Source organism: Bacillus sp. 3255 (assembly GCF_031456485.1).
In the GTDB taxonomy this organism is placed as follows: domain Bacteria; phylum Bacillota; class Bacilli; order Paenibacillales; family NBRC-103111; genus Paenibacillus_E.
This window is the reverse complement of the sequence record NZ_JAVDUS010000026.1, coordinates 1-18,981: the sequence shown is the minus strand read 5'-3', so window position 1 is coordinate 18,981 and position 18,981 is coordinate 1. Positions and strand designations below refer to the sequence as shown.

Genomic DNA, 18,981 nt, shown 5'->3' with positions numbered 1-18,981 from the left:
CTCGCTTTCCGTTACGCGTCCAAAGCTGCGCAAGCGGCATGGACAGCCTCGCTGAACAATCCGGCAATATCATCCAATTGCTCCTGCGTCACGATGAGCGGCGGCAGGAAGCGCATGACGGCGGAATGTCTGCCGCCAACCTCGAGAATGACGCCGCGCTTGAGGCATTCCTTCTGAATTTGGCTGGCCAGTTTAGGGTGCTGCGGATAATGACCCAATCGATCGGGCTGACCGCTTGCATGCACGATTTCAACGCCGACCATCAACCCTCTGCCGCGCACGTCGCCAATGCAGTTCACATCCTGCTTCAGCTCGTTCAGCCGCATGCGCAGATGCCGGCCTAGCTGCTCCACCTTGGCGGGAATATTATGCTCTTTGATATATTTCAATGTGGCCAGACCGGCTGCCATCGCCATCTGATTGCCCCGGAACGTGCCGATGTGCGCTCCCGGCTGCCATACGTCTAACTTGGCATTATAAATAACGACCGACAGCGGCAAAGAACCGCCGATCGCTTTCGAGAGAACCAACACGTCCGGGATGATTCCGGCATGTTCGAAAGCAAACAGCTTCCCGGTGCGTCCAAGTCCGGTTTGCACCTCATCGATGATGAGCGGAATATTCCGCTCCTGCGTAATTCTGCGCATCTCGCGAACCCATTCCACAGGTGCGGGTATCGATCCGCCTTCGCCCTGCACGACTTCGAAAATCATCCCGGCAGGCGTAACGATGCCGCTCTCGGGATCATCGAGCAAGTTCTCGATGTAGCGCGAACTGATCTGGTGCGTCTGCTCGCCGCCGACGCCGAACGGGCAGCGGTACGCATAAGGATAAGGCATGAAGTGCACATCCGGGATGAGCCCGTTCACCTTCTCCTTCTGCCCGAGCGTGCCGCTCAAACTCATCGCCGCGTGCGTCGAACCGTGATACCCTCCCTGGAAGGAGAGGATGCTGCGGTTGCCTGTCGCGGTTTTGACCAGCTTGATCGCCGCTTCAATCGCATCGCCCCCCGTGGGACCGCAGAATTGGATGCGCGCGTTTCTCGCGAACTCCTCCGGCAGGCTGGCGAACACCTCATCCACGAACTGCTCCTTCAGCGGCGTCATCAAATCCAGCGTATGCAGCGGCCGCTTGCTGTCCAGCATCTGTTTGATCGCCTCGACGACGACAGGATGATTATGACCGAGCGCAAGCGTCCCGGCACCGGCAAGGCAATCGTAGTACACCCTGCCGTCCATATCTTTTACGTAAATTCCCTCCGCTTCTTGAATCGCAATCGGCAGCCTTCTCGGGTATGTTCTTGCATTCGATTCCCGCTTGGATTGGCTTTCCAGATAACGTGTATTTTGGGACTGTTCCGTGACAGTAAGATGAACCATGATCTTCACTCCTTAGTATCTTGTCTGCAGGTCAACGTCATCGTGACTTATTATCACGATAATGATAATCATTATCAGTCAACCTGCATTAAGAATACCAAGGAGTCCTAGCATAGTAAATTCTCCGATTAGATAATGTCATTACTCCGATTGGAGTACGACCTTGTCATGAATGTCCCCCCTCTGCATCATTTGTTTAACGGCATAAATGAAATCCGCACCCGAATCCTCGATGCCCAGCGCCTTTTTCATATTCTGAATATGCTTCTTGACCGTGTTCACACTAACGAACAACTCATCGGCAATTCGCTTAATTGAATAATGGTTGCACAGCATATCGGCGATTTGGCGCTGCCTCTCGCTCAGCCTATCCTTCGTCCCCGCCGGCGGAAGCCCGTAACTATGCCCGTGCCCGCTTCTCTCCCCGGAGGTTGCCGTCGAAACAAGCCGATCTTCCAGACTGGCTCCTCCGTATTCAATAGTCACTTTCACCGAATCATTGATTTGGAGCCGCATCACCTGATCGACCACGATTTGATGCAGATCGACTAACTTAGCTCGCGCCCGTTCATCCGTGGCACTGGAATCAATGGTCATTCGCACTTTGGTTATGGTCATGTCTTATCTCTCCATCCCGTATGTAGTAAGAGGTTATCTAGATTGAAGCGGCCCGTGACGCAGCAGGCTTTCAGCGATTTCATCCACAATAAGGTCGATGGCTATCGGCCCATAGTAGCCGATCCACATTGTCGTATTAACGGTATAGACATGATTGGCTTGTACGGCTCTCAGCCTTTTCCAACCTTCGGATTTGCAATATTCGCCAATCAATTCGCAGTTGGAGTCATCCGTCAGAAGGAATAAATGATCCACATTTTGCAGCTCCTCAAGCGTCGTCCATCGGCTCGATGGCATCTCGGCACTGGCGCAAACCGGAGGCTGCATCCCCAAATCTCCGTACAAAATATCCGCTGTACGATGCGCCTGCGTGTGCAGCCGAAGCTGATTGTCGCGCGGTCTGATTAAAGCGACGGTCTCGCTGCCTAATCTGGCGGCAAGCTCCCTCCGCAGCAAGGCAGCTTTCTCATTGTACGCTGCCAGAACGTCCGGCACCTCCTGCTCCTTGCCCAAAATTTGACCAAACGTACGGAGCGTAGAACGCCAATCCGCGTTCCGTTCCAGTTGCAGCGTCGGGGCAATCTTGACCAACTCGTCATACACTTCCGCTTGCAACTCCGTACAGACGATCAGATCGGGGGCTGCCAGGCGAATGGCCTCCAGATCCGGCTTCTCCTTCGTTCCCATAACTTTGACATCATCCAGCATATGAGAAACATAGGCAGGGAATGTCGAAGCATCGCTAGTTGTGATAACGCTCCCGCAAGGCTGCTTGCCCAGTGCCAGCAGTTGATCGATGTACTGCGCATCCAGGACGATAATATGGTCCGGTGTTTGGCCGAGCGTCAATTGGCCCCTTGCGTGGTCAATCTTCCGTTCCGCCTGCACAACTGCACTTCCCTTCAAGGTCGCATCCGTTGGAGAAGTCCGGCTCTCATAGACGCTTCGTGCGCTTGCCAAAGTCGGCAGCGCGCATACGCTAAGAAGCAGGGATAGTGTAAGTATGAAGCTGACCGCTATGGAAGCTCTAGTGCCGGAATAGGTGTAGCGCGGATTTCCACCACGCTCTTGAAAATGATTTTCATCCTCACTCAACTCACTATACGATTGCAATTTACTGGGAACAATGGGCAATTGCGACGGTTGCAATGGATTATGACGACAGCGCTCCGCTTGGCTGAACTGCTCCCTGAAGCGGCCAGGGGAGACGCCGATGTGCTTCTTGAATATCCGGCCAAAATAGTAGCTGTCCATATATCCGATATCCTCTGCGATTTGGGCCAGCGGTACATCCGTGTGCTGCAATAGCGATTTGGCCCTGCTGAGCCGCAGCTGAATCAAGTAATCCATCGGCCCCATGCCGACCTTGGCCTTGAACAGCCGCTGTAATTGGCGCGCATTGCAGTCCAGCAGCTCCGCCAGCCCCTGCAGCGTCATCTGTTCGGCGTAATGCTCCTGCATATAGCGGATGGCTTGGCCGACCGGCTCCGGGCCGGTCATCTCGCCGCCCTGCTCCTGCACTTGCTCCAGCCATTCATAGATCATCTGATGGAAAATCGCTTTGACATGGAACTTACCCAGCATATCCATCTGCATCCACAGACGGTGCATGTCTTCCATTCTTGAGAACAAAGCAAGCGGCTGCCGGGGTACGAACCCGAATTGCTGGTTAAACGGATTGCTTCTCTCCTGCAGGCGCAGCAGCTCCTTGCGGGACGGCAGCGTCAGCACTGCTTTATAGAACACCATAAAGTATTCGAAGGTCTCCGAGACATTCACAATATCCAGGAAAGTGCCCTTGCCTGCATGACAAATATGGCATTTATCGGCTGCATATACGATATTGTCGAGCAGAATTTGGGCACGCCCCCGCGCATATACGAATACGCTGGCCGGAAGCTGGTAGCCATGCACGTGTTCGCCAGGCTGAAGAATGGTGCGGCGCACATCCAGCACTTTAAGCGCTGCATGATTCCACAACATGATTTGCTCCTGAAAAGACAACTTCCCGTACACCCCCTGGCATAAGTTGGATGATAAGCAATTCAATAGCCTTATTATATTGATAGTGATAATCAATATCAATTATAATTTCCAACCCTTTTCCAATCGCCTAGAAACGACCTGTTGTCCGGGATAACAAGCCTAACTGGCATTTCTTCTGTTCTTACAGCGGAATGAACCTCTTTCTGACGTGATAACTGGAGAGTCACCTGCTAAATTCCATGTATAAGGCACCCTCGGCCGTCAATCGTTATTTTAACTGGCGATATTCCTGCACAGGGCAAAAAAAAAGATGCCCCAAACCATACTGAACGACGACACGTAGGGGCACTTTTACCAAAGTGTCTAACCTATGGGTCATCATTCCAAGCATGGCTTGAAGACATCTTTCTAAAACGTTACTTGCCGTTATCCGACCAGTGGAGCCGCCTGCCCCAACGTGCCCTCCACTTCGTTGCCTTCCTTGCGCCAATACTCGATACCTCCGAGCATTTCTTTCACGCGGAAGCCAAGTCCGGACAGCCGGGCGGCACCTTTCGTAGCACCGTTACATGCCGGTCCCCAGCAGTAGACGACAATCACTTGCTCTTTGGACAAGTGGGCCGTAGCCGCTTCATTGATCTGGTTGGACGGCAAATTGATCGCACCCGGAATGTGGCATTCCTCGTAGGCTTTGCTGCTGCGAACGTCGATCAACACGAAATCGTTCAGCCCATGCTGCAGGTCGTATCGCACATCGGCGACATCCGTTTCGACTGACAATTTATTCATATAATGACGATGAACAGCTTCCGGGGATGCAGCGGGTGTTTCCAAGACGAGCGAAAATACAGGTAGTTGATTCATATTCGATAACCTCCATCAAGTTGGTTTTTTACAAGCACTGAATGACTTGAGATGACTATAACACAGTCCCCAACTTTGGAGTTATCGATAGTAATCGATAGTATACTTCATTCTTTTTGATAATTGGATGCGCCGATGGTGTCCAGGAAGCCTTTGAACGCGTGGGACTGCCATTTCTTCTTGGCATAAATAAGCTGCGTGTAGAATTTGAACTCCGGATGAGCAAGCGTCACGGCGGCCAGCCTCCCCTTCCGAACCTCTTCCGCAACGACAATTCGCGGCAGTAGAGCGACGCCTAACCCGTACATCACGCATTGCTTGATCGCTTCCAGATTACCGAATTCATAGGATAGCGTGAAGCTGACTTGCTCTCTCTTCAGCGTCCCAAGCAGCATCGCCCGGTACGTGCAGCCCTCCTCGGTCAATATCAGAGATTCCTTCTCCAGATCGGTGATTTGCACAACACTCATTCCGGCATATCTGTGCTCGGGACTCGCAATCACGACCAGCTCCTCTTCACGCAAAATGGTGCAGTGCAGCTCAGGATCCGTGAAAGGCGGATCTAAAATGATCCCTACATCGACCGCTCCCTCTTTCACCGCTTCGATAATGTGCGGCTCGTTGCCCGGCTGAATCATCACACTGATCTCCGGGAAGCGCTGCCGGTACGTCTGCAGATGGGGCGGAAGAAAGAAGGCGGCTAGCGTCTCAATCGTGCCAATCGAAAGGATCCCTTTGGACTGCCGCGAGACAACTTCTTTGGATTCCTCATGGAGCCTATAGATGTCATTGGCGTACGTCAGCAGCGCCTCACCGGCCAGCGTCAGCTTCATGCTGCGGCCGAACCGCTCGATCAGCACCGCCCCGTAAGCTTCCTCGAGCTTTTGGATCTGCGTCGTTATGCTCGATTGCGCATAGCCAAGCACCTCCGCTGCGCGTGTATAGCTTCCCCATTTGGCGACTTCGCGAAAGGTTTTCAAATATGTGAGCTCCAACGCGATCCCTCCTTTCATCAACTTGCTTTTCTCCATCATAGCATACTACGCATGTCCTTATAGCTACTGCTTATCCGTGGCTTTACATGTTCAGCTAGGAGCAGGTAGAGACAGATTCATATCATAATGCAGCGTCTTGGTGACCAATTGGAATCAGAGGCTTCGTGCTGTACGTCGTTAGGGGACTGATGAATAAAACAACTGAGTAGCGGTTCCCTTCTAGAGATGCTCAATTATGACCTATGGAGCAAGCTCGATCTTCATGCCTATCCCGCTTCGCGGCCCAATCTGCATGGAGCCTACGGGCTCAGCGATGGAAGCAAGCCACTGCAGGCTAACCGAGTGCGGGAGGATCCGTACGCCCCGTAGAAAGCGTAAACCGTTTGGCCGCGATAAGCCGATTCTCATGCTACAGCCCCTCTAGCAAATCAGCCAATCGGTCCCACTCTTCCGTCAGCCACACGAGCTCTTGGTAAAAGCGCGCCGGCACACCGGCATCCTCCAGGATCTCCGCACGCAACCACCAGACGGATTCGATCAAGTACAACATGCGCAATGCTCGAAGAAGCATGCCCTTAGGCGCGGCAGCATGCTGCCGGTAGCCTTCAAGAAAGGCGCGTACCGCCTCGATCCGGACCCGTTTATTTGTCCAAGCACCCGACAATACGGCGCGAGCGGCATCGATCTCCGGATACGCGACATCCATGCGGTCAAAGTCAACGATACCCGCTACACCCTTCTCATTTAGCAGCAAATTATCCACCCATAGGTCCCAATGCAGCCAACCTGTCGGACTCTCGGCCAGCCGTTCACAATCAAGCGCCCGGACATTGCCGATGGCCCGCTCCAACAGCTCCGCAAGCGGCCCGTTCCCCGCCTGTTGCGCCTGCTCCAGATTCGCCTGCAGCCCTGTCAGGCTGGCCGCTTGATCCGGCTTCCATGCAGCCTTCCCCGGTCGAACATCCCGAAGCAGCCAGTGCATCCGGCCTGTCGTTCGTCCCAGCTCATACATATGGAACTCGCTGATGTCTCCCGCCTCCGCTGTGCATCCATCCAGCCATTCCATGAGGGCGTACTGCTGGCCTGCGGCAGTCTCCTGAATGAAGCGGCCCTCCCGGCCAAGCACCTGCGGACAAGGCAGCTCCGCCTTAAACAGCTGTGTCTGCAGCTGCAGCGTTTGCTCGATTTTTTTCCTTTTCTCTGGCAGGTGGAGCCTGTACCGGTTCGGATGATAATATTTCACGAAAAATAAACCGCGCTCCGTCTTCAGCTGCCATTTGACATTCAGCCAGCCCTTATGCAGCTCTACGGCATCATAAACGTTCAAACCGAAATTCGCATGAAGATGGCTTGCGATTTCCTCAAGCACTTGATGATTGGCTGTCATCCTACCGGCTCATCTCCCTCTAATCATCTCAAAACCCGGCATGCCCGGCAAAATCACACCGCGATAACCCCGTTGATTGCGCGAACGCATACGCTTTCTATACGAGCGCCCGCGCAGGAGGAAATACAATCCGCTATTTGTGCAAAATCGCGCACTTTCGCCCATGAAGCGGAAATACAGGCCGCTATCTCAACGAATCCTCCACTGAAACTAGGCTATTCGTCGAAATAAAGGCTTCAATTTCCCTTTCATCTGCCAAAATCGTGATTTTGGCATAAATAGCGCATCATATTTCCGGCCGCCTTGGACGATCCCTGTGCCCGCCACTCCATCAGCTTCCGCAGCCTGTTCACTAGCCAATGCACGCATTCCATCCCATTCACTCAGCCTATGCACGCAGCTTATTCAAGCAGCCTGTATCACTCAGGCATATGCATGCATCTGCGCCACTCAACCTGAGCACGTAGCCTATGGGCGTAACTTGTGCACGCAGCCTATGGGCACGAAATCCGTGCACGCAACCTGTGCACAGCCTACGGGCACGCAGCCCATACACGCAACCTGTGCGCAGCCTCTGGCACGCAACCGTGCACGCAGCCTGCGCCACCGCCGCGCCCGGCTCCGGCCAACAAAACAACGGCCCCCGCACAATACGGGGACCGCCTTCATCTACGCTTCGCCTTCCGCCTTGGCGAACTGCGTGCTGTACAGCCGCGCGTACAGCCCGTCGAGGGCCAGCAGCTCGCGGTGCGAGCCCCGCTCCACGACGCTGCCCGCCTCGATCACCAGAATGTGATCGGCGGCGAGCACCGTGGAGAGCCGGTGCGCGATCACGAGCGTCGTGCGCCCCTGCATCAGCTCCTCGAGCGCCGCCTGCACATAGGACTCGGATTCCGAGTCCAAGTGCGAGGTCGCCTCATCGAGGATGAGGATGCGCGGGCGCTTCAGGATCGCGCGAGCGATCGCGATCCGCTGGCGCTCGCCGCCGGAGAGCCGGTGCCCGCGCTCGCCGACCATCGTGCCGTACCCTTCGGGAAGCGACACGATGAAGTCGTGGATGTAAGCCTGCCGGCAAGCGGCCTCCAGCTCTTCACGCGTAGCGTCCTCCCGCGCGAAGCGCAGGTTGTCCTCAATCGTCGCGTGGAACAGGAACGATTCCTGCGTCACGTACGCGATTTGCGCGCGCAGCGAGGCAAGCCCTACGCCGCGGACGTTCACATCGTCGACCTCGACGACGCCCTCCGTCGGGTCGTACAGCCGCGCGATCATGCCGATCAGCGTCGATTTGCCGGCGCCGCTGGGTCCGACAAGCGCGATCATTTCGCCGGGCTGCGCCTCGAAGCTGACGTCGCGCAGCGCGTATTGCCCTGGCTTATAGGCGAACGAAACATGCTTATACGCCACTTTCCCCGCGACCTGGCCCATCGGCCGCGCATCGGGTGCATCCTTGACATCGGGCACCATGTCCTGGTATTCAAAGATGCGCTGAAACACGCCAAGCGCCGTCCCCAGCTCCACCTGCAGGTTCAGCAGCGTGCCTACCGGCATGTACAGACGGCCGAGATAAGCGGCGAATGCCACGATCGCCCCCAGCGACATCGTCCCGGAGATGACCGAATAACCGCCATACATATAAATAATGGCCGTACCGAGCGGTCCGAGCGTGCTCGTCGCCATGCCGAACCAGCGCCCGACCAAATTCAGCCGCAGCTCCAAGTCCATGACCTTCTGGTTCATGGCCTTGAAATCGGCCTCCTGCTGCTTCTCTCTGCCGAATATCCGCGTCAAAAGGGCACCGGAGATGCCGAAATTCTCATTAAGCTGAGAGGTAATGTCCGAGCGTACCTTCTGCGTTTCGATACGCAGCGCTTTGCGCAGCTTGGATACTTTCTTCACCGGTGCCATGAATAGCGGCAAAATTAACACGGAAATCACCGCCAGCTTCCAATCCAGCGCGAACAAAATGCCAATCGTCGTTACGACAATAACCAGTTGGGTAATCGTCGACACGACCAGGGAGGTAACGACACCCTGCACCGCCTGTACGTCGCCCGTAATTCGCTGCACGATTTCGCCCGACCTGGCGTCCGTGAAGAACGCCATCGATTGTCTCTGCAAATTTTGGAACAGCGACAGCCCTAAATCCCGGATTACGCCTTGGGTTACTTTCGTATTCAAATGGTTCTGCCAGACGCCGAGCACACCGCTAATGACGGGAAGCAGCAGCATGAGCAGCGCCATCCAGGCCAGCAGCCGCATGCTCCCTTGCGGAATCGCGACATCAATGATTTCCTTCATGACAAGCGGCGGGACTAATCCGACCACAGCCCCAAGCAGAGCCAACCCGATAATACCGAGCAGTTGGCTCCAATAGCCCCGGAACAGCGTCAGAATTCTGCGGACGGATACGTCCTTCAGCTTCGCTTTGGGCCGATCCCGATCGGAGAGTCGCCCTAGACCACCTGGTCCCATTATCATCACCCCTGCTGTCTATTTGAGGGGAAAAGCATAACGGATCGCCCTGACGACCTCATCCGCCATGTTCATCACCCTGTAAAGCGATGTCGTTTGCAATACACTATATTGTCTCGGTCCGTCCGCATTGACAATAGCGGCAATCGTGAAGTCGCCGACGTGCGGCAGCTCTTTGCCGACCGACTTCCCGGGAGCCAGCGGTTGGTTCGAGACCTGGTACATGCCGACGGAAAGCTTTTGACCTAAGCAAGCATCGATCGCAATGACTACGCTGTCCGGCGGAATTTCCCGCAGCCGCGTGATGATGTTGCTGGCATCGCAGGGCAGCTCGAGCGTCCCTATAACATGCGGGTACCCAAGCTCCGTCAGCTTGCTGCCTACCAGCGGTCCCAGGGCATCGCCCGTCGACCGGTCCGTTCCTATGCAGACGAAGGAGAGCCTGCTTGTTTCAAGCTTCGACGCCGTCCCTACGGCTTTAAGGAATAAGGCGAGCTGGTCGCCATTCATCTTTTTCCAAAACTGCTCTTGGATTTGCTGCCTTTGTTCCACTTCATCATTACCTCCTCTACAAGCATTTCGTAAAATTTCCTCTACATCAAGGATGAATGATATAATGCGGTCAACTTCTATTCTTTCACAAGGAGGTCTATCGTGTCCACTGTCGGTGTTATCGGAATTATGGGCATTTTAACCTTATTCTATTGGCTCTATGTTACTTTGGACGTGCATAGGGGTCTTGAACTCCTGCGCACGCTGCCGCGGGCGGTCAGTATCCCGGACAAGCCTCCGCTTGTTTCCGTCATTATTGCCGCCAAGGAGGAGGAACGCACGATCAAGGAAACCGTTCAGCACCTCCTTTCGCAGCATTATCCGCGTCTTGAGATCATTGCGGTGAACGACCGCTCCCAGGATGCTACCGGCGTACGGCTGGAAGAGCTGCGCAAGTGGTCGGAGGGCAAGAACGAGATTCGCACTAAGCTCCAAATTATCCATATCACGCATCTGCCCGAAGGCTGGTTAGGCAAGAACCATGCCCTGTACCAAGGCTACCTGCAGGCCAGAGGCCAGTATTTGCTGTTTACCGATGCGGATATTTTGTTTGCGCCCGGCACGATTACCGACGCTGTCGCTTATATGAAAGAACACGATGTCCACCATCTCACACTGACCCCGCATATGATAGCCAGGGGCCGGCTGCTGAAGGGCTTCGTCCATTTCTTTCTGTTCTCTTTCTCCTTATTCGTCCGGCCTTGGCGGGCTAATCTCGATAACCCGCGGGAACCGGGTATCGGCATCGGCGCCTTCAATATGGTAAGCCGCAGCGCCTATGAAGCGGTTGGCACCCATCAAGCTATCGCGCTTAGACCCGATGACGACCTGCAATTAGGCATTTCGCTGAAGAAAGCCGGTTTCCGGCAAAGAGTGCTGTCCGCCAGACACCATCTTCAGGTGGAATGGTATCGCTCCTTGAGAGAGGCGGTTATCGGCTTGGAGAAAAACCTGTTCTCCGGCTTTCGCTACAGCTACTTCATCGCCCTGCTGGCCTGCCTCGGACAGCTCGTCTTCTTCATCTGGCCGTGGTTGGGCCTGCTCTTCTTGTGGGACTGGCGCGGAGCGGTTTATGCGGCCACCGTCATTTTGCAGATATGGATGTACCGTAAGTTAATGAGCCGTCTGATGAGCAGTAACGGGGAGGAAGCTTATCTGCTTCCGGTCAGTGCGTCGCTGCTGCTGTACACCATCGTTCGCTCCGTATGGCTGACTTGGCGGCAAGGCGGCATCTACTGGCGAGGAACCTTCTACGCCTTACGCGAATTGAAACGAAACGCCAAATAAGCGTTACTCTATGAGCAAAGCTTACGAATCAGTGCTTACCCGGCTTAGACGGTTTTGACGGCTTCTAATGAACGCGATTCATCCGAACGACCCGATAGTACAGAGGGCTGCCTATCTCGTGCTCCACTTCCAGATATCCTTCTACATGGACATAATCGCCCGTCATGTAGGTCGAGGCATCGGCGGAACTGGTGTGTGTCATAAAGAGGAGAGCGGCCTTCTCATTGCCTATTACAAAGCCTGTTTGTTCTTTGATCTGAAACTTATCCAGCACCGTCCCGTGATGGGATCTGGCGATATGGTGAAATTTCCAGGAACCTTCTTCTTTCGTTAGAAAATAAAGCACGCGATTCTTGAAGCTGTTGCTGAATTCCCGCGTAACCCCAATCATGCAAACCTTCTCGCCCAAGCGCAAATATTCATCGATCACGTAGGATTTCAGACGCAGCCGCTGCACATTTTTGTGTTGAATATAGGCTTCCATCTCTTCGATCGTTCTTTGATCCCGGGGATCCTGTCTCGTCGCATAAAATACTTCTCTAATAAACGTATCCGTTTGCAGGCTTCTGGCTCCCTTGAAATGGTTATACGTGCGGAAAAACTGTTGAATGACCCCCCGGATCTCCTCTGGAATGGCAGGCCCCTTATCCACGGTATACATGCTGTCGGTCTTATTCGAATGTCTTATTTTGTGAAACCAGCTTTTCCAGACACTTAGTTGCATGCGTGCGTGTTCACCCGCTCTCTCTGACTTCCAAACATTTCTTCATTATAGGCTAAAAATCATAAAATTTCGATAAAAATCGCATTTTTTTGCATAAAAAGAAACACCTGCTCCCGATGGCTTTCTTGCGAAAGACGCATGGGAAACAGGTGTTCGTGTCGTTCTTACCTTATAGAACTCTTTTCGCTCCGACGTACCTTGCTTTCCAGTACGAGCTGGATAAGCTGTCCACGGCCACGCCTCTGGAGCTAGTCGCTGAGATGAAGCGGCCATTGCCCAAGTAAATGCCTACGTGATTCACGGTTTTGGAAGCGAAAAACACCAAATCTCCGACCTTCAAATCGGTCACCTGGGTGCCTGCTTCACTGTGCATCTCCGCGGATGTACGCGGAAGCTCAATGCCTTTGGCTTGATATACAAACCTTACGAAACCGGAGCAATCGAATCCGTTCGGCGTCGTTCCTCCCCATACATAAGGCACACCCATATAAGCGTTAGCCGTTTGGATGATTTGCTCATTTACGGGTACGGCGGCAGGCGCGGCTTTCGGAGCCGCTTTCGGAGCCGGCGGCGGCGCTATCCAGGCCGGCTTGTGCGATTGTCCGTCCGTTTCTACAATCGCAATCTGGTTAGGTTCATTCCACTCAATCGGCGAACCGAACGTTTCGGTGATGAAACGCAGCGGAACGTAGGTGTTGCCTTCGTAAACGGTTGGAGCGCTTTCCATGCTGATCTTCTTACTGTTCACGATCGCCTGCTGCTGATCGGTAACCAGCATGATCGACTGCTGCTTATTGACCAGCGTGACTTCGATCTCATTGGCCAGCTTCTCCCAGCTTACCTGATAGCCCAGCTTCTCGGACAACACCCGGAGCGGCACTTGCATGATGCCTTGGGCATCGATGTAAGGCTGCACTTCCGGGAACTTCAGCAGCTCGTCATTGACCTGTACCTTGACAGTACGGTCGGACGGAGCGGCTTGCGAAGCCTCGGCGGCTGGAGCTGCAAACAGAGGAACAGCGGCGCAGAGCAGAGCGCATGAACAAATAAGACGTGATGAAAAAGATTTCAAAGCTTTGCCTCCTTGAAGCCTCCGAGGTTAGTTGACGGGTTCGGGAAGAGGTTTTCCCTAGTGCGCCATGGGCAGCGCTCATTCACCCCAAGTAAAGAAGTCCCCCGTACCGGAGCTTTTGCTGCTCCAGGATTCGGCATTTTTTGTCTATGTTAGACTAGCATAGTTTCCTAGAGAGGTACAACTTTTATGGTGAGGTAAGTTTTACCAATGAAAAGCACACCCAGAACAGCAAAAAGGAGTTAAGCAGAATCGCTTAACCCCTTGCCATTAGTTATAGCCGATCACCGATAATGCGCGGTTGCTGACTGCGCTCAGCTGCTCCAGCTCGGATGCGGATAGCTCGAGCGCTGCCGCGGCAACATTGTTACGGAGATGATGCTCATCCTGCGTGCCGATAATGGCGGAAGTCAGCGCCTCTTGATGAAGCAGCCATGCGATAGCGATTTGCGATACGGTTGCCTGCTTCGCATCGGCCAGCTCTTTCATCAGGGACAGAAGCTCCTTCTCCGCCTCCATGTGCTCGGGCAAGAATAACCGTCTTGTACTACGGAAATCATCCGCCTTGAGCGTTTTGCCTTGAAGATGGAAGGCACCGGTTAGAATCCCCTTCGCGATCGAGCTGTAGCTCATAATGCCGATGCTGTGTTCCTCGCAGAACGGTACAATTTCCGGTTCGATGGCTCTGTGCAGCAAGCTGTATTCCGGCTGGATCACATCGATCTGCGCATAGCTTACCGCTTCCTTCAGCTGCTCCAAGGAGAAATTGGACACTCCGATCGCGCGAATCAAGCCTTCTTCTTTCAGCTTAACGAATTCTGAGAGCGTGTCCTGTACCGGGATTTCAAAAGATGGCCAGTGAATGTAATAAATATCTATGTAGTCTGTTTTCAAGCGCGAGAGACTGTTCTCAGCGGATTTGCGCACATCTTGAGGACTCAAGTTGCTTCTGCTCACCTTAGTCGTGATGATACAATCCTTGCGTATATCGGCCAATGCGGCTCCGACGATTTCTTCCGAGTGTCCGTTCCCGTAGCCTTCAGCGGTATCGAACGTCGTAACTCCCTGCTCGAACGCTTGGCGGATGAGTGCTATGTTGTTCTGATCGTTCGTGAACTCCCATGGGCCGCCGCCCAATTCCCAGCATCCGAAGGTGATGGTTGAGATGTCAAATCCGGCATTTCCTAGCTTTTTCGCTTTCACGTTGCCGACCTCATTTCTTTGAAATAAATTTGCGGTATGAAAATATGTCTGCCTTTGCACACGTTAACATATTTAGTATAACGCTTATGGCCACCATTTGCCAAGAAACCTCATCATGGGTGGTTGAACCCCGGCGGCATTCACTTCGTTCTCCGCTGGAAACGAAAAAAGACCACCCGAAGGTGATCTTTCTCTTGTGAAGCGGGTGATGGGAATCGAACCCACGCTACCAGCTTGGAAGGCTGAAGTTCTACCATTGAACTACACCCGCGAATATTTATCGGGACGACACGATTTGAACATGCGACCCCCTGCTCCCAAAGCAGGTGCTCTACCAAGCTGAGCTACGTCCCGATAATGTGTGAAGCTTGATAGAAATGGCGCGCCCTGAGAGATTCGAACTCCCGACCTTTTGATTCGTAGTCAAATACTCTATCCAGCTGAGCTAAGGGCGCAAATAATGGAGCGGAAGACGGGGATCGAACCCGCGACCCTCGCCTTGGCAAGGCGATGCTCTACCGCTGAGCCACTTCCGCACGGTATGTCTTGCTTCTCGCCCGAGCAACTTTATCTCAGAGGCGACAAGGAATAATATATCAGGAATCGAAGACAAATGCAAATGTTTTTTATTCCCAACGCTTATTTAATAAAAATACCGCCAAAAGGTATCACCTCTTTGGCAATACGCCGCAGCAAACTATCGCTCCTCATATGCTCGTCCAACTTGCGGTCCGGCTTGCATGGCTGCAGCAAAACCCGTCCGTTCCCGGTCATTTCCCAGTGGTAGTTCATATGTTGACTCGCCAGCGTGTTGCCGTATACGCACAGACGAAGCTGCGCATTTCGCGGATATGCGACAAGACAGGTGGTGTCCACATATAAAGGCTGCTCCGGATCTAAAGCCATCTGGTACAGCGGCCCCGCCGTCAACAGTCCCAATGATCCCGGACCTTTGAACTGCATTTTCACCAGATCCTGCGTGATGAGCGTATGTTTCACATTTTGCAGGTGAGAGGAGAAGCTGACGCCTTCGGTATAGAACAACACATGCCGGAATTCGTATAACAAATCGTCTTCCGCCCCGATCGGCACGACAGACATGCTGTAGCCGTCAGGCAGCCCCAGCAGAAGCTGAGCGGGACCCTGCAGCCGCGATTGAATCAACCGTTTCTTCCGGTACATGCCAGGCAGCTTCATCAAGGAATCCTCGCGCTGCTCGGACCTCCCTTGGAACGCTGCGATCTGATTCGGATGCAGCACATGAACAACTTCCCCCTGATCCAAGCGCAAGGTGGCCATTCTGGCCTGCGAGTTTGCATGTTCCATAGCCACTTCCATGCCCCAGCCTCCTATTTCATCTGACGCTTCTGCCTCCGCCATACCATGTATCGAAACACGCGCCCCAGCACGAAATAAAGCACTACCAGCGCCGCGGCAGCAACGGCCATGTTCGTGATTTTACGATTCCGCCGCTCTTTATCGAGCGCTGCTTGCTCCATGACTCGTAATCGTTCTTGCAGCTGTTTATTTTCATTAACGAGCTGCTCATTTTGCTCCAACAGCTTGGCTTCCGTTTCTTCAGACCGGCGAATCGTTTCAGCCAGCTGATCTTTCTGTTCTTCTAACTGCTGTTTGGTAGTCTCATATTCTTTCTGAATCTGCTCGATATTCTCTGGCATCTGGTAAATGTCTTTCACGCGATCCAGCCAAGAAGCTTCCGCCGAAGAAGGGTTCATTAGCCCTATGCATATGAACAGAGTTACGAGCACTCGACCGGTCGCCATCGTACTGCGCATTCGCATAGACTTCCCCTCCAATTCGACAATATTCTTTTATTTTACCGCAAAAGTCCCCCTTCCACCACCTCTACCGGATATCGCAAAATCGTCCGTAACTTCGACGTGTCTACCTTTCTCGGATCGGACAAATAGATTTCATGATGGAGCCCGCTCTTCTTCAGATGATTGGCTTCCATGAATCGGTCCATTTCATCGAGCGTCTCCGGTTCCGTCGCATAAGGTCCGACATGCAGCATCTGTACACATCTGCCTTCATGCAATCTTTCGAACTCAACGGATGCGATGATCTTCAGCTCTTTCTTCTTCCTCATTGCCGCTGCGCGGGCCTCTGCGACCTTCTGCTCCGTCACGAATGCGGGCATCCGGATGAGCAGCTTCCAGTGCCACTCCTCCCTTGGGACCTTTAATGCTTGCGTGATATCTCCAAGGACCCACCACAAGCCTTCCAGCTTCGCTACGGTGAAGTCTTTCAGCTCGGCCTTATAAATCCCCTTAACGCCATAGGAAACCGTGTAAAGCGCCTCTGTGGCCCGTGCGAAGGTTTCTCCGTCCGGATCGCCTTTGCCCGTAATCGAAACATACCATAAAGGCTCACAATCGATAACCTGAGGCTTCCTTAGAGCCCCGTAGTAAGCTATGTCCGCTTTGGCCAAATCCAATTTATCCATAAGACACATCCTTCTTGTTTTTCTGTCAGTATACCGGATAAACCCTGACAGCTATCCGTCAGCATAATAGAAAAAAACTTACCCATCGCTAATTTTCGCGAAAAAGGTAAGCTTTTGCCTCATGAATATCGTATGTAATTATTCCCCTGCTGGCGGAGTGAAGGTGCGCTGTGCAAATTCAGCATCCAACATGAAGAAGGCGTTGCTGTCTTTGTCAATGCGCTTCAGCTTATTGATAATGCTGTCGAACATCGCTTCTTCCTCAACCTGTTCGTCGATGAACCATTTGAGAAATTGCATCGTAGCATGCTCACGATCATTAAGCGCCAAGTCTGACAGATGGTAAATCCGTCTAGTTACTTCTTGCTCATGCTTATATGCATGCTCGAAGGCATCGAGGATCGACTTGTACTCGTTCACTGGCGTATCCATGCCGGCGAAAGTTACCTTCTTCCCGCGATCATTAATGAATTTGAAAATCTTCATGGCATGGAACTTCTCTTCTTCCGCTTGCACGATGAAAAAGTTCGAGAATCCATCCAAGCTCTCTGCGGCACAATAACCAGCAATCGCCAAATAGACGTGCGCGGAGTAAAATTCGTAGTTCATCTGCTCGTTCAGAGCTGCTGTCAGTTCATCTTTCAACATGGTAATCGGCACATCCTTTCTGTATGGTTATCATTTGCGCAATCCCCATACATACAAGATTACCAGAACTCCATGTACAAATACAAACAGAAAGCAACAATTTTCACGGATGAAGGGTTCAGGCCATAACCGTCTCGGCCTTGGATTCAGCAATAATTTGCTTAAGCTGTGCATATAGTAAGTCGGGCGAAGCCGCGCATAATAACTCTTTCTTACCGATCATGGCAATGCATTCCTTCTTGCAATGCTTGCAGTTGCCTAAGCAGTCCTTCTTCTTCTGTTTCAAATCCGGATATTCATTCTTCAAGGATTTATATATTTGCTTGGAGCCGAACTTCTCATTCCGACAGCAGTATTTAATCGTTTTCATGTTCGCTCTACCCCCACAGCTGAATTCTATCGCTACACCTGATATTAGTGATAATAATAATCAATGTCAACAGTTAAATGGTGAGAAATGTACAAAAAAGAAGAACCTTCCCTCTTCCTTTAAGGAAAAGAGAAGGTTCTTCGCGATGCGGTCAAGAGGACTCGAACCTCCACGGGGGGTTAGCCCACACGGACCTGAACCGTGCGCGTCTGCCAATTCCGCCATGACCGCGAATTACAAAAGTGAGCCATGTAGGACTCGAACCTACGACACCCTGATTAAAAGTCAGGTGCTCTACCAACTGAGCTAATGGCTCTCACTGCTTAAAAAATGGCGGAGCCGACGGGATTCGAACCCGCGGTCTCCTGCGTGACAGGCAGGCATGTTAGGCCTCTACACCACGGCTCCACACTAGGTATGACCTCAACGAAGGAGGTTGGTTGCGGGGGCAGGATTTGAACCTGCGGCCTTCGGGTTATGAGCCCGACGAGCTACCGGGCTGCTCCACCCCGCGTCGTTATAATAGAAAATGGAGGCTGACGGGATCGAACCGCCGACCCTCTGCTTGTAAGGCAGATGCTCTCCCAGCTGAGCTAAGCCTCCATGGGAACAAAAACTTCTATGGTAATCATGGTGACCCGTAGGGGACTCGAACCCCTGTTACCTCCGTGAAAGGGAGGTGTCTTAACCACTTGACCAACGGGCCCCGAAAAACAGGCTTTTCTTATGTATACGTGACTTTAAGTGGCGGAGAGAGAGGGATTCGAACCCTCGAGACGCTTGTGACGCCTACACGATTTCCAATCGTGCTCCTTCGGCCAGCTCGGACACCTCTCCATGAAAAGCCTGGTATAGGATAAAAAATGGCTCCCCGAACAGGACTCGAACCTGTGACAACTCGATTAACAGTCGAGTGCTCTACCAACTGAGCTATCAGGGAATACGGCTTGGCAACGT

General features: G+C 52.9%; 18 protein-coding genes, 12 tRNA genes and 1 riboswitch. Of the genes, 2 read left to right on the top strand and 28 right to left on the bottom strand.

The features are described from left to right. Window positions 1-11: 11 nt before the first annotated feature. The 5 genes from J2X61_RS31300 to J2X61_RS31280 form a co-directional block, all read right to left on the bottom strand. Window positions 12-1,379, bottom strand: coding sequence for an aspartate aminotransferase family protein (locus tag J2X61_RS31300; RefSeq protein WP_274473407.1), 1,368 nt, complete (start codon window positions 1,377-1,379; stop codon window positions 12-14). 141 nt (window positions 1,380-1,520) lie between these two features. Then, window positions 1,521-1,997 carry a helix-turn-helix transcriptional regulator gene (locus tag J2X61_RS31295; protein WP_310193768.1) on the bottom strand — a complete coding sequence of 159 codons (477 nt, stop codon included), beginning with the start codon at window positions 1,995-1,997 and terminating at the stop codon, window positions 1,521-1,523. A 33-nt stretch (window positions 1,998-2,030) separates the two neighbouring features. Next, window positions 2,031-3,980 carry a helix-turn-helix domain-containing protein gene (locus J2X61_RS31290; RefSeq protein WP_310193767.1) on the bottom strand — a complete coding sequence of 650 codons (1,950 nt, stop codon included), beginning with the start codon at window positions 3,978-3,980 and terminating at the stop codon, window positions 2,031-2,033. 429 nt (window positions 3,981-4,409) lie between these two features. Continuing rightward, a complete protein-coding gene (locus J2X61_RS31285) occupies window positions 4,410-4,847 on the bottom strand; it encodes a rhodanese-like domain-containing protein (RefSeq protein WP_310193763.1) in 438 nt (145 codons plus the stop codon). A 107-nt stretch (window positions 4,848-4,954) separates the two neighbouring features. Beyond that, the gene (locus J2X61_RS31280) at window positions 4,955-5,842 is read right to left on the bottom strand and encodes a LysR family transcriptional regulator (RefSeq protein WP_310193761.1); all 888 of its coding nucleotides are present in this window, start codon (window positions 5,840-5,842) and stop codon (window positions 4,955-4,957) included. 225 nt (window positions 5,843-6,067) lie between these two features. Between J2X61_RS31280 and J2X61_RS31275 the strand changes: the two genes are divergently transcribed. Beyond that, window positions 6,068-6,211 carry a hypothetical protein gene (locus tag J2X61_RS31275; protein WP_310193758.1) on the top strand — a complete coding sequence of 48 codons (144 nt, stop codon included), beginning with the start codon at window positions 6,068-6,070 and terminating at the stop codon, window positions 6,209-6,211. 40 nt (window positions 6,212-6,251) lie between these two features. On the opposite strand, the gene J2X61_RS31270 is transcribed toward J2X61_RS31275, so the two are convergent. From J2X61_RS31270 to yyaC, 3 genes are all read right to left on the bottom strand, one after another. Then, window positions 6,252-7,229 (bottom strand): phosphotransferase enzyme family protein, encoded by a 978-nt coding sequence (locus tag J2X61_RS31270; protein WP_310193756.1) that lies wholly within the window; start codon window positions 7,227-7,229, stop codon window positions 6,252-6,254. Window positions 7,230-7,898: 669 nt separating this feature from the next. Further along, entirely contained in the window at window positions 7,899-9,707 is a 1,809-nt protein-coding gene (locus J2X61_RS31265; RefSeq protein WP_379241340.1) for an ABC transporter ATP-binding protein, read from the bottom strand. Between the two features lie 12 nt (window positions 9,708-9,719). Further along, a complete protein-coding gene (gene yyaC / locus J2X61_RS31260; protein ID WP_396135526.1) occupies window positions 9,720-10,211 on the bottom strand; it encodes a spore protease YyaC in 492 nt (163 codons plus the stop codon). Window positions 10,212-10,355: 144 nt separating this feature from the next. Here yyaC and J2X61_RS31255 point away from each other — a divergent pair, with 144 nt between their 5' ends. After that, the gene (locus J2X61_RS31255) at window positions 10,356-11,540 is read left to right on the top strand and encodes a glycosyltransferase family 2 protein (RefSeq protein WP_274473418.1); all 1,185 of its coding nucleotides are present in this window, start codon (window positions 10,356-10,358) and stop codon (window positions 11,538-11,540) included. A 64-nt stretch (window positions 11,541-11,604) separates the two neighbouring features. On the opposite strand, the gene J2X61_RS31250 is transcribed toward J2X61_RS31255, so the two are convergent. From J2X61_RS31250 to J2X61_RS31155, 20 genes are all read right to left on the bottom strand, one after another. Beyond that, on the bottom strand, window positions 11,605-12,264 hold the full coding sequence (locus J2X61_RS31250) for a hypothetical protein (protein ID WP_274473419.1): 660 nt from the start codon (window positions 12,262-12,264) through the stop codon (window positions 11,605-11,607). A gap of 169 nt (window positions 12,265-12,433) precedes the next feature. Further along, window positions 12,434-13,336 carry a C40 family peptidase gene (locus tag J2X61_RS31245; protein WP_310193749.1) on the bottom strand — a complete coding sequence of 301 codons (903 nt, stop codon included), beginning with the start codon at window positions 13,334-13,336 and terminating at the stop codon, window positions 12,434-12,436. 1 nt (window position 13,337) lies between these two features. Continuing rightward, a riboswitch (cyclic di-AMP (ydaO/yuaA leader) is annotated at window positions 13,338-13,485 on the bottom strand. A 121-nt stretch (window positions 13,486-13,606) separates the two neighbouring features. Continuing rightward, window positions 13,607-14,539: an aldo/keto reductase gene (locus J2X61_RS31240; protein WP_310193747.1), complete on the bottom strand. Its 933-nt coding sequence runs from the start codon at window positions 14,537-14,539 to the stop codon at window positions 13,607-13,609. A gap of 200 nt (window positions 14,540-14,739) precedes the next feature. Continuing rightward, window positions 14,740-14,810 (bottom strand) — tRNA-Gly (locus tag J2X61_RS31235). Between the two features lie 9 nt (window positions 14,811-14,819). Continuing rightward, window positions 14,820-14,893: transfer RNA gene (locus J2X61_RS31230), tRNA-Pro, on the bottom strand. Between the two features lie 24 nt (window positions 14,894-14,917). Further along, window positions 14,918-14,994: transfer RNA gene (locus J2X61_RS31225), tRNA-Arg, on the bottom strand. A 6-nt stretch (window positions 14,995-15,000) separates the two neighbouring features. Further along, window positions 15,001-15,075: transfer RNA gene (locus tag J2X61_RS31220), tRNA-Gly, on the bottom strand. 103 nt (window positions 15,076-15,178) lie between these two features. Further along, window positions 15,179-15,877 (bottom strand): AIM24 family protein, encoded by a 699-nt coding sequence (locus tag J2X61_RS31215; protein WP_310193745.1) that lies wholly within the window; start codon window positions 15,875-15,877, stop codon window positions 15,179-15,181. A gap of 11 nt (window positions 15,878-15,888) precedes the next feature. Next, window positions 15,889-16,341: a hypothetical protein gene (locus tag J2X61_RS31210; protein WP_274473425.1), complete on the bottom strand. Its 453-nt coding sequence runs from the start codon at window positions 16,339-16,341 to the stop codon at window positions 15,889-15,891. A gap of 35 nt (window positions 16,342-16,376) precedes the next feature. Beyond that, on the bottom strand, window positions 16,377-17,006 hold the full coding sequence (locus J2X61_RS31205; protein ID WP_310193743.1) for a GyrI-like domain-containing protein: 630 nt from the start codon (window positions 17,004-17,006) through the stop codon (window positions 16,377-16,379). A 138-nt stretch (window positions 17,007-17,144) separates the two neighbouring features. Next, the gene (locus tag J2X61_RS31200) at window positions 17,145-17,654 is read right to left on the bottom strand and encodes a ferritin (RefSeq protein ID WP_274473427.1); all 510 of its coding nucleotides are present in this window, start codon (window positions 17,652-17,654) and stop codon (window positions 17,145-17,147) included. Window positions 17,655-17,772: 118 nt separating this feature from the next. Further along, the gene (locus tag J2X61_RS31195; RefSeq protein ID WP_274473429.1) at window positions 17,773-18,024 is read right to left on the bottom strand and encodes a DUF1450 domain-containing protein; all 252 of its coding nucleotides are present in this window, start codon (window positions 18,022-18,024) and stop codon (window positions 17,773-17,775) included. A gap of 146 nt (window positions 18,025-18,170) precedes the next feature. Then, window positions 18,171-18,255, bottom strand: a tRNA-Leu gene (locus J2X61_RS31190). A 12-nt stretch (window positions 18,256-18,267) separates the two neighbouring features. Continuing rightward, window positions 18,268-18,340: transfer RNA gene (locus tag J2X61_RS31185), tRNA-Lys, on the bottom strand. 15 nt (window positions 18,341-18,355) lie between these two features. Further along, window positions 18,356-18,432: transfer RNA gene (locus J2X61_RS31180), tRNA-Asp, on the bottom strand. 29 nt (window positions 18,433-18,461) lie between these two features. Next, a tRNA-Met gene (locus J2X61_RS31175) sits at window positions 18,462-18,538 on the bottom strand. A gap of 16 nt (window positions 18,539-18,554) precedes the next feature. Then, a tRNA-Val gene (locus tag J2X61_RS31170) sits at window positions 18,555-18,627 on the bottom strand. A 28-nt stretch (window positions 18,628-18,655) separates the two neighbouring features. Continuing rightward, window positions 18,656-18,730 (bottom strand) — tRNA-Glu (locus J2X61_RS31165). A gap of 39 nt (window positions 18,731-18,769) precedes the next feature. Beyond that, a tRNA-Ser gene (locus J2X61_RS31160) sits at window positions 18,770-18,861 on the bottom strand. Window positions 18,862-18,888: 27 nt separating this feature from the next. Next, window positions 18,889-18,964 (bottom strand) — tRNA-Asn (locus J2X61_RS31155). Window positions 18,965-18,981: the final 17 nt, after the last annotated feature.

What these genes read in the sequence shown, in the direction of transcription:
- J2X61_RS31300 (WP_274473407.1), bottom strand. Translation starts at nt 1,379, where the DNA reads ATGGTTCATCTTACTGTCACGGAACAGTCCCAAAATACACGTTATCTG.
- J2X61_RS31295 (WP_310193768.1), bottom strand. Translation starts at nt 1,997, where the DNA reads ATGACCATAACCAAAGTGCGAATGACCATTGATTCCAGTGCCACGGAT.
- J2X61_RS31290 (WP_310193767.1), bottom strand. Translation starts at nt 3,980, where the DNA reads ATGTTGTGGAATCATGCAGCGCTTAAAGTGCTGGATGTGCGCCGCACC.
- J2X61_RS31285 (WP_310193763.1), bottom strand. Translation starts at nt 4,847, where the DNA reads ATGAATCAACTACCTGTATTTTCGCTCGTCTTGGAAACACCCGCTGCA.
- J2X61_RS31275 (WP_310193758.1), top strand. Translation starts at nt 6,068, where the DNA reads ATGCTCAATTATGACCTATGGAGCAAGCTCGATCTTCATGCCTATCCC.
- J2X61_RS31270 (WP_310193756.1), bottom strand. Translation starts at nt 7,229, where the DNA reads ATGACAGCCAATCATCAAGTGCTTGAGGAAATCGCAAGCCATCTTCAT.
- J2X61_RS31265 (WP_379241340.1), bottom strand. Translation starts at nt 9,707, where the DNA reads ATGATAATGGGACCAGGTGGTCTAGGGCGACTCTCCGATCGGGATCGG.
- yyaC (WP_396135526.1), bottom strand. Translation starts at nt 10,211, where the DNA reads ATGAATGGCGACCAGCTCGCCTTATTCCTTAAAGCCGTAGGGACGGCG.
- J2X61_RS31250 (WP_274473419.1), bottom strand. Translation starts at nt 12,264, where the DNA reads ATGCAACTAAGTGTCTGGAAAAGCTGGTTTCACAAAATAAGACATTCG.
- J2X61_RS31215 (WP_310193745.1), bottom strand. Translation starts at nt 15,877, where the DNA reads ATGGAAGTGGCTATGGAACATGCAAACTCGCAGGCCAGAATGGCCACC.
- J2X61_RS31210 (WP_274473425.1), bottom strand. Translation starts at nt 16,341, where the DNA reads ATGCGAATGCGCAGTACGATGGCGACCGGTCGAGTGCTCGTAACTCTG.
- J2X61_RS31205 (WP_310193743.1), bottom strand. Translation starts at nt 17,006, where the DNA reads ATGGATAAATTGGATTTGGCCAAAGCGGACATAGCTTACTACGGGGCT.
- J2X61_RS31200 (WP_274473427.1), bottom strand. Translation starts at nt 17,654, where the DNA reads ATGTTGAAAGATGAACTGACAGCAGCTCTGAACGAGCAGATGAACTAC.
- J2X61_RS31195 (WP_274473429.1), bottom strand. Translation starts at nt 18,024, where the DNA reads ATGAAAACGATTAAATACTGCTGTCGGAATGAGAAGTTCGGCTCCAAG.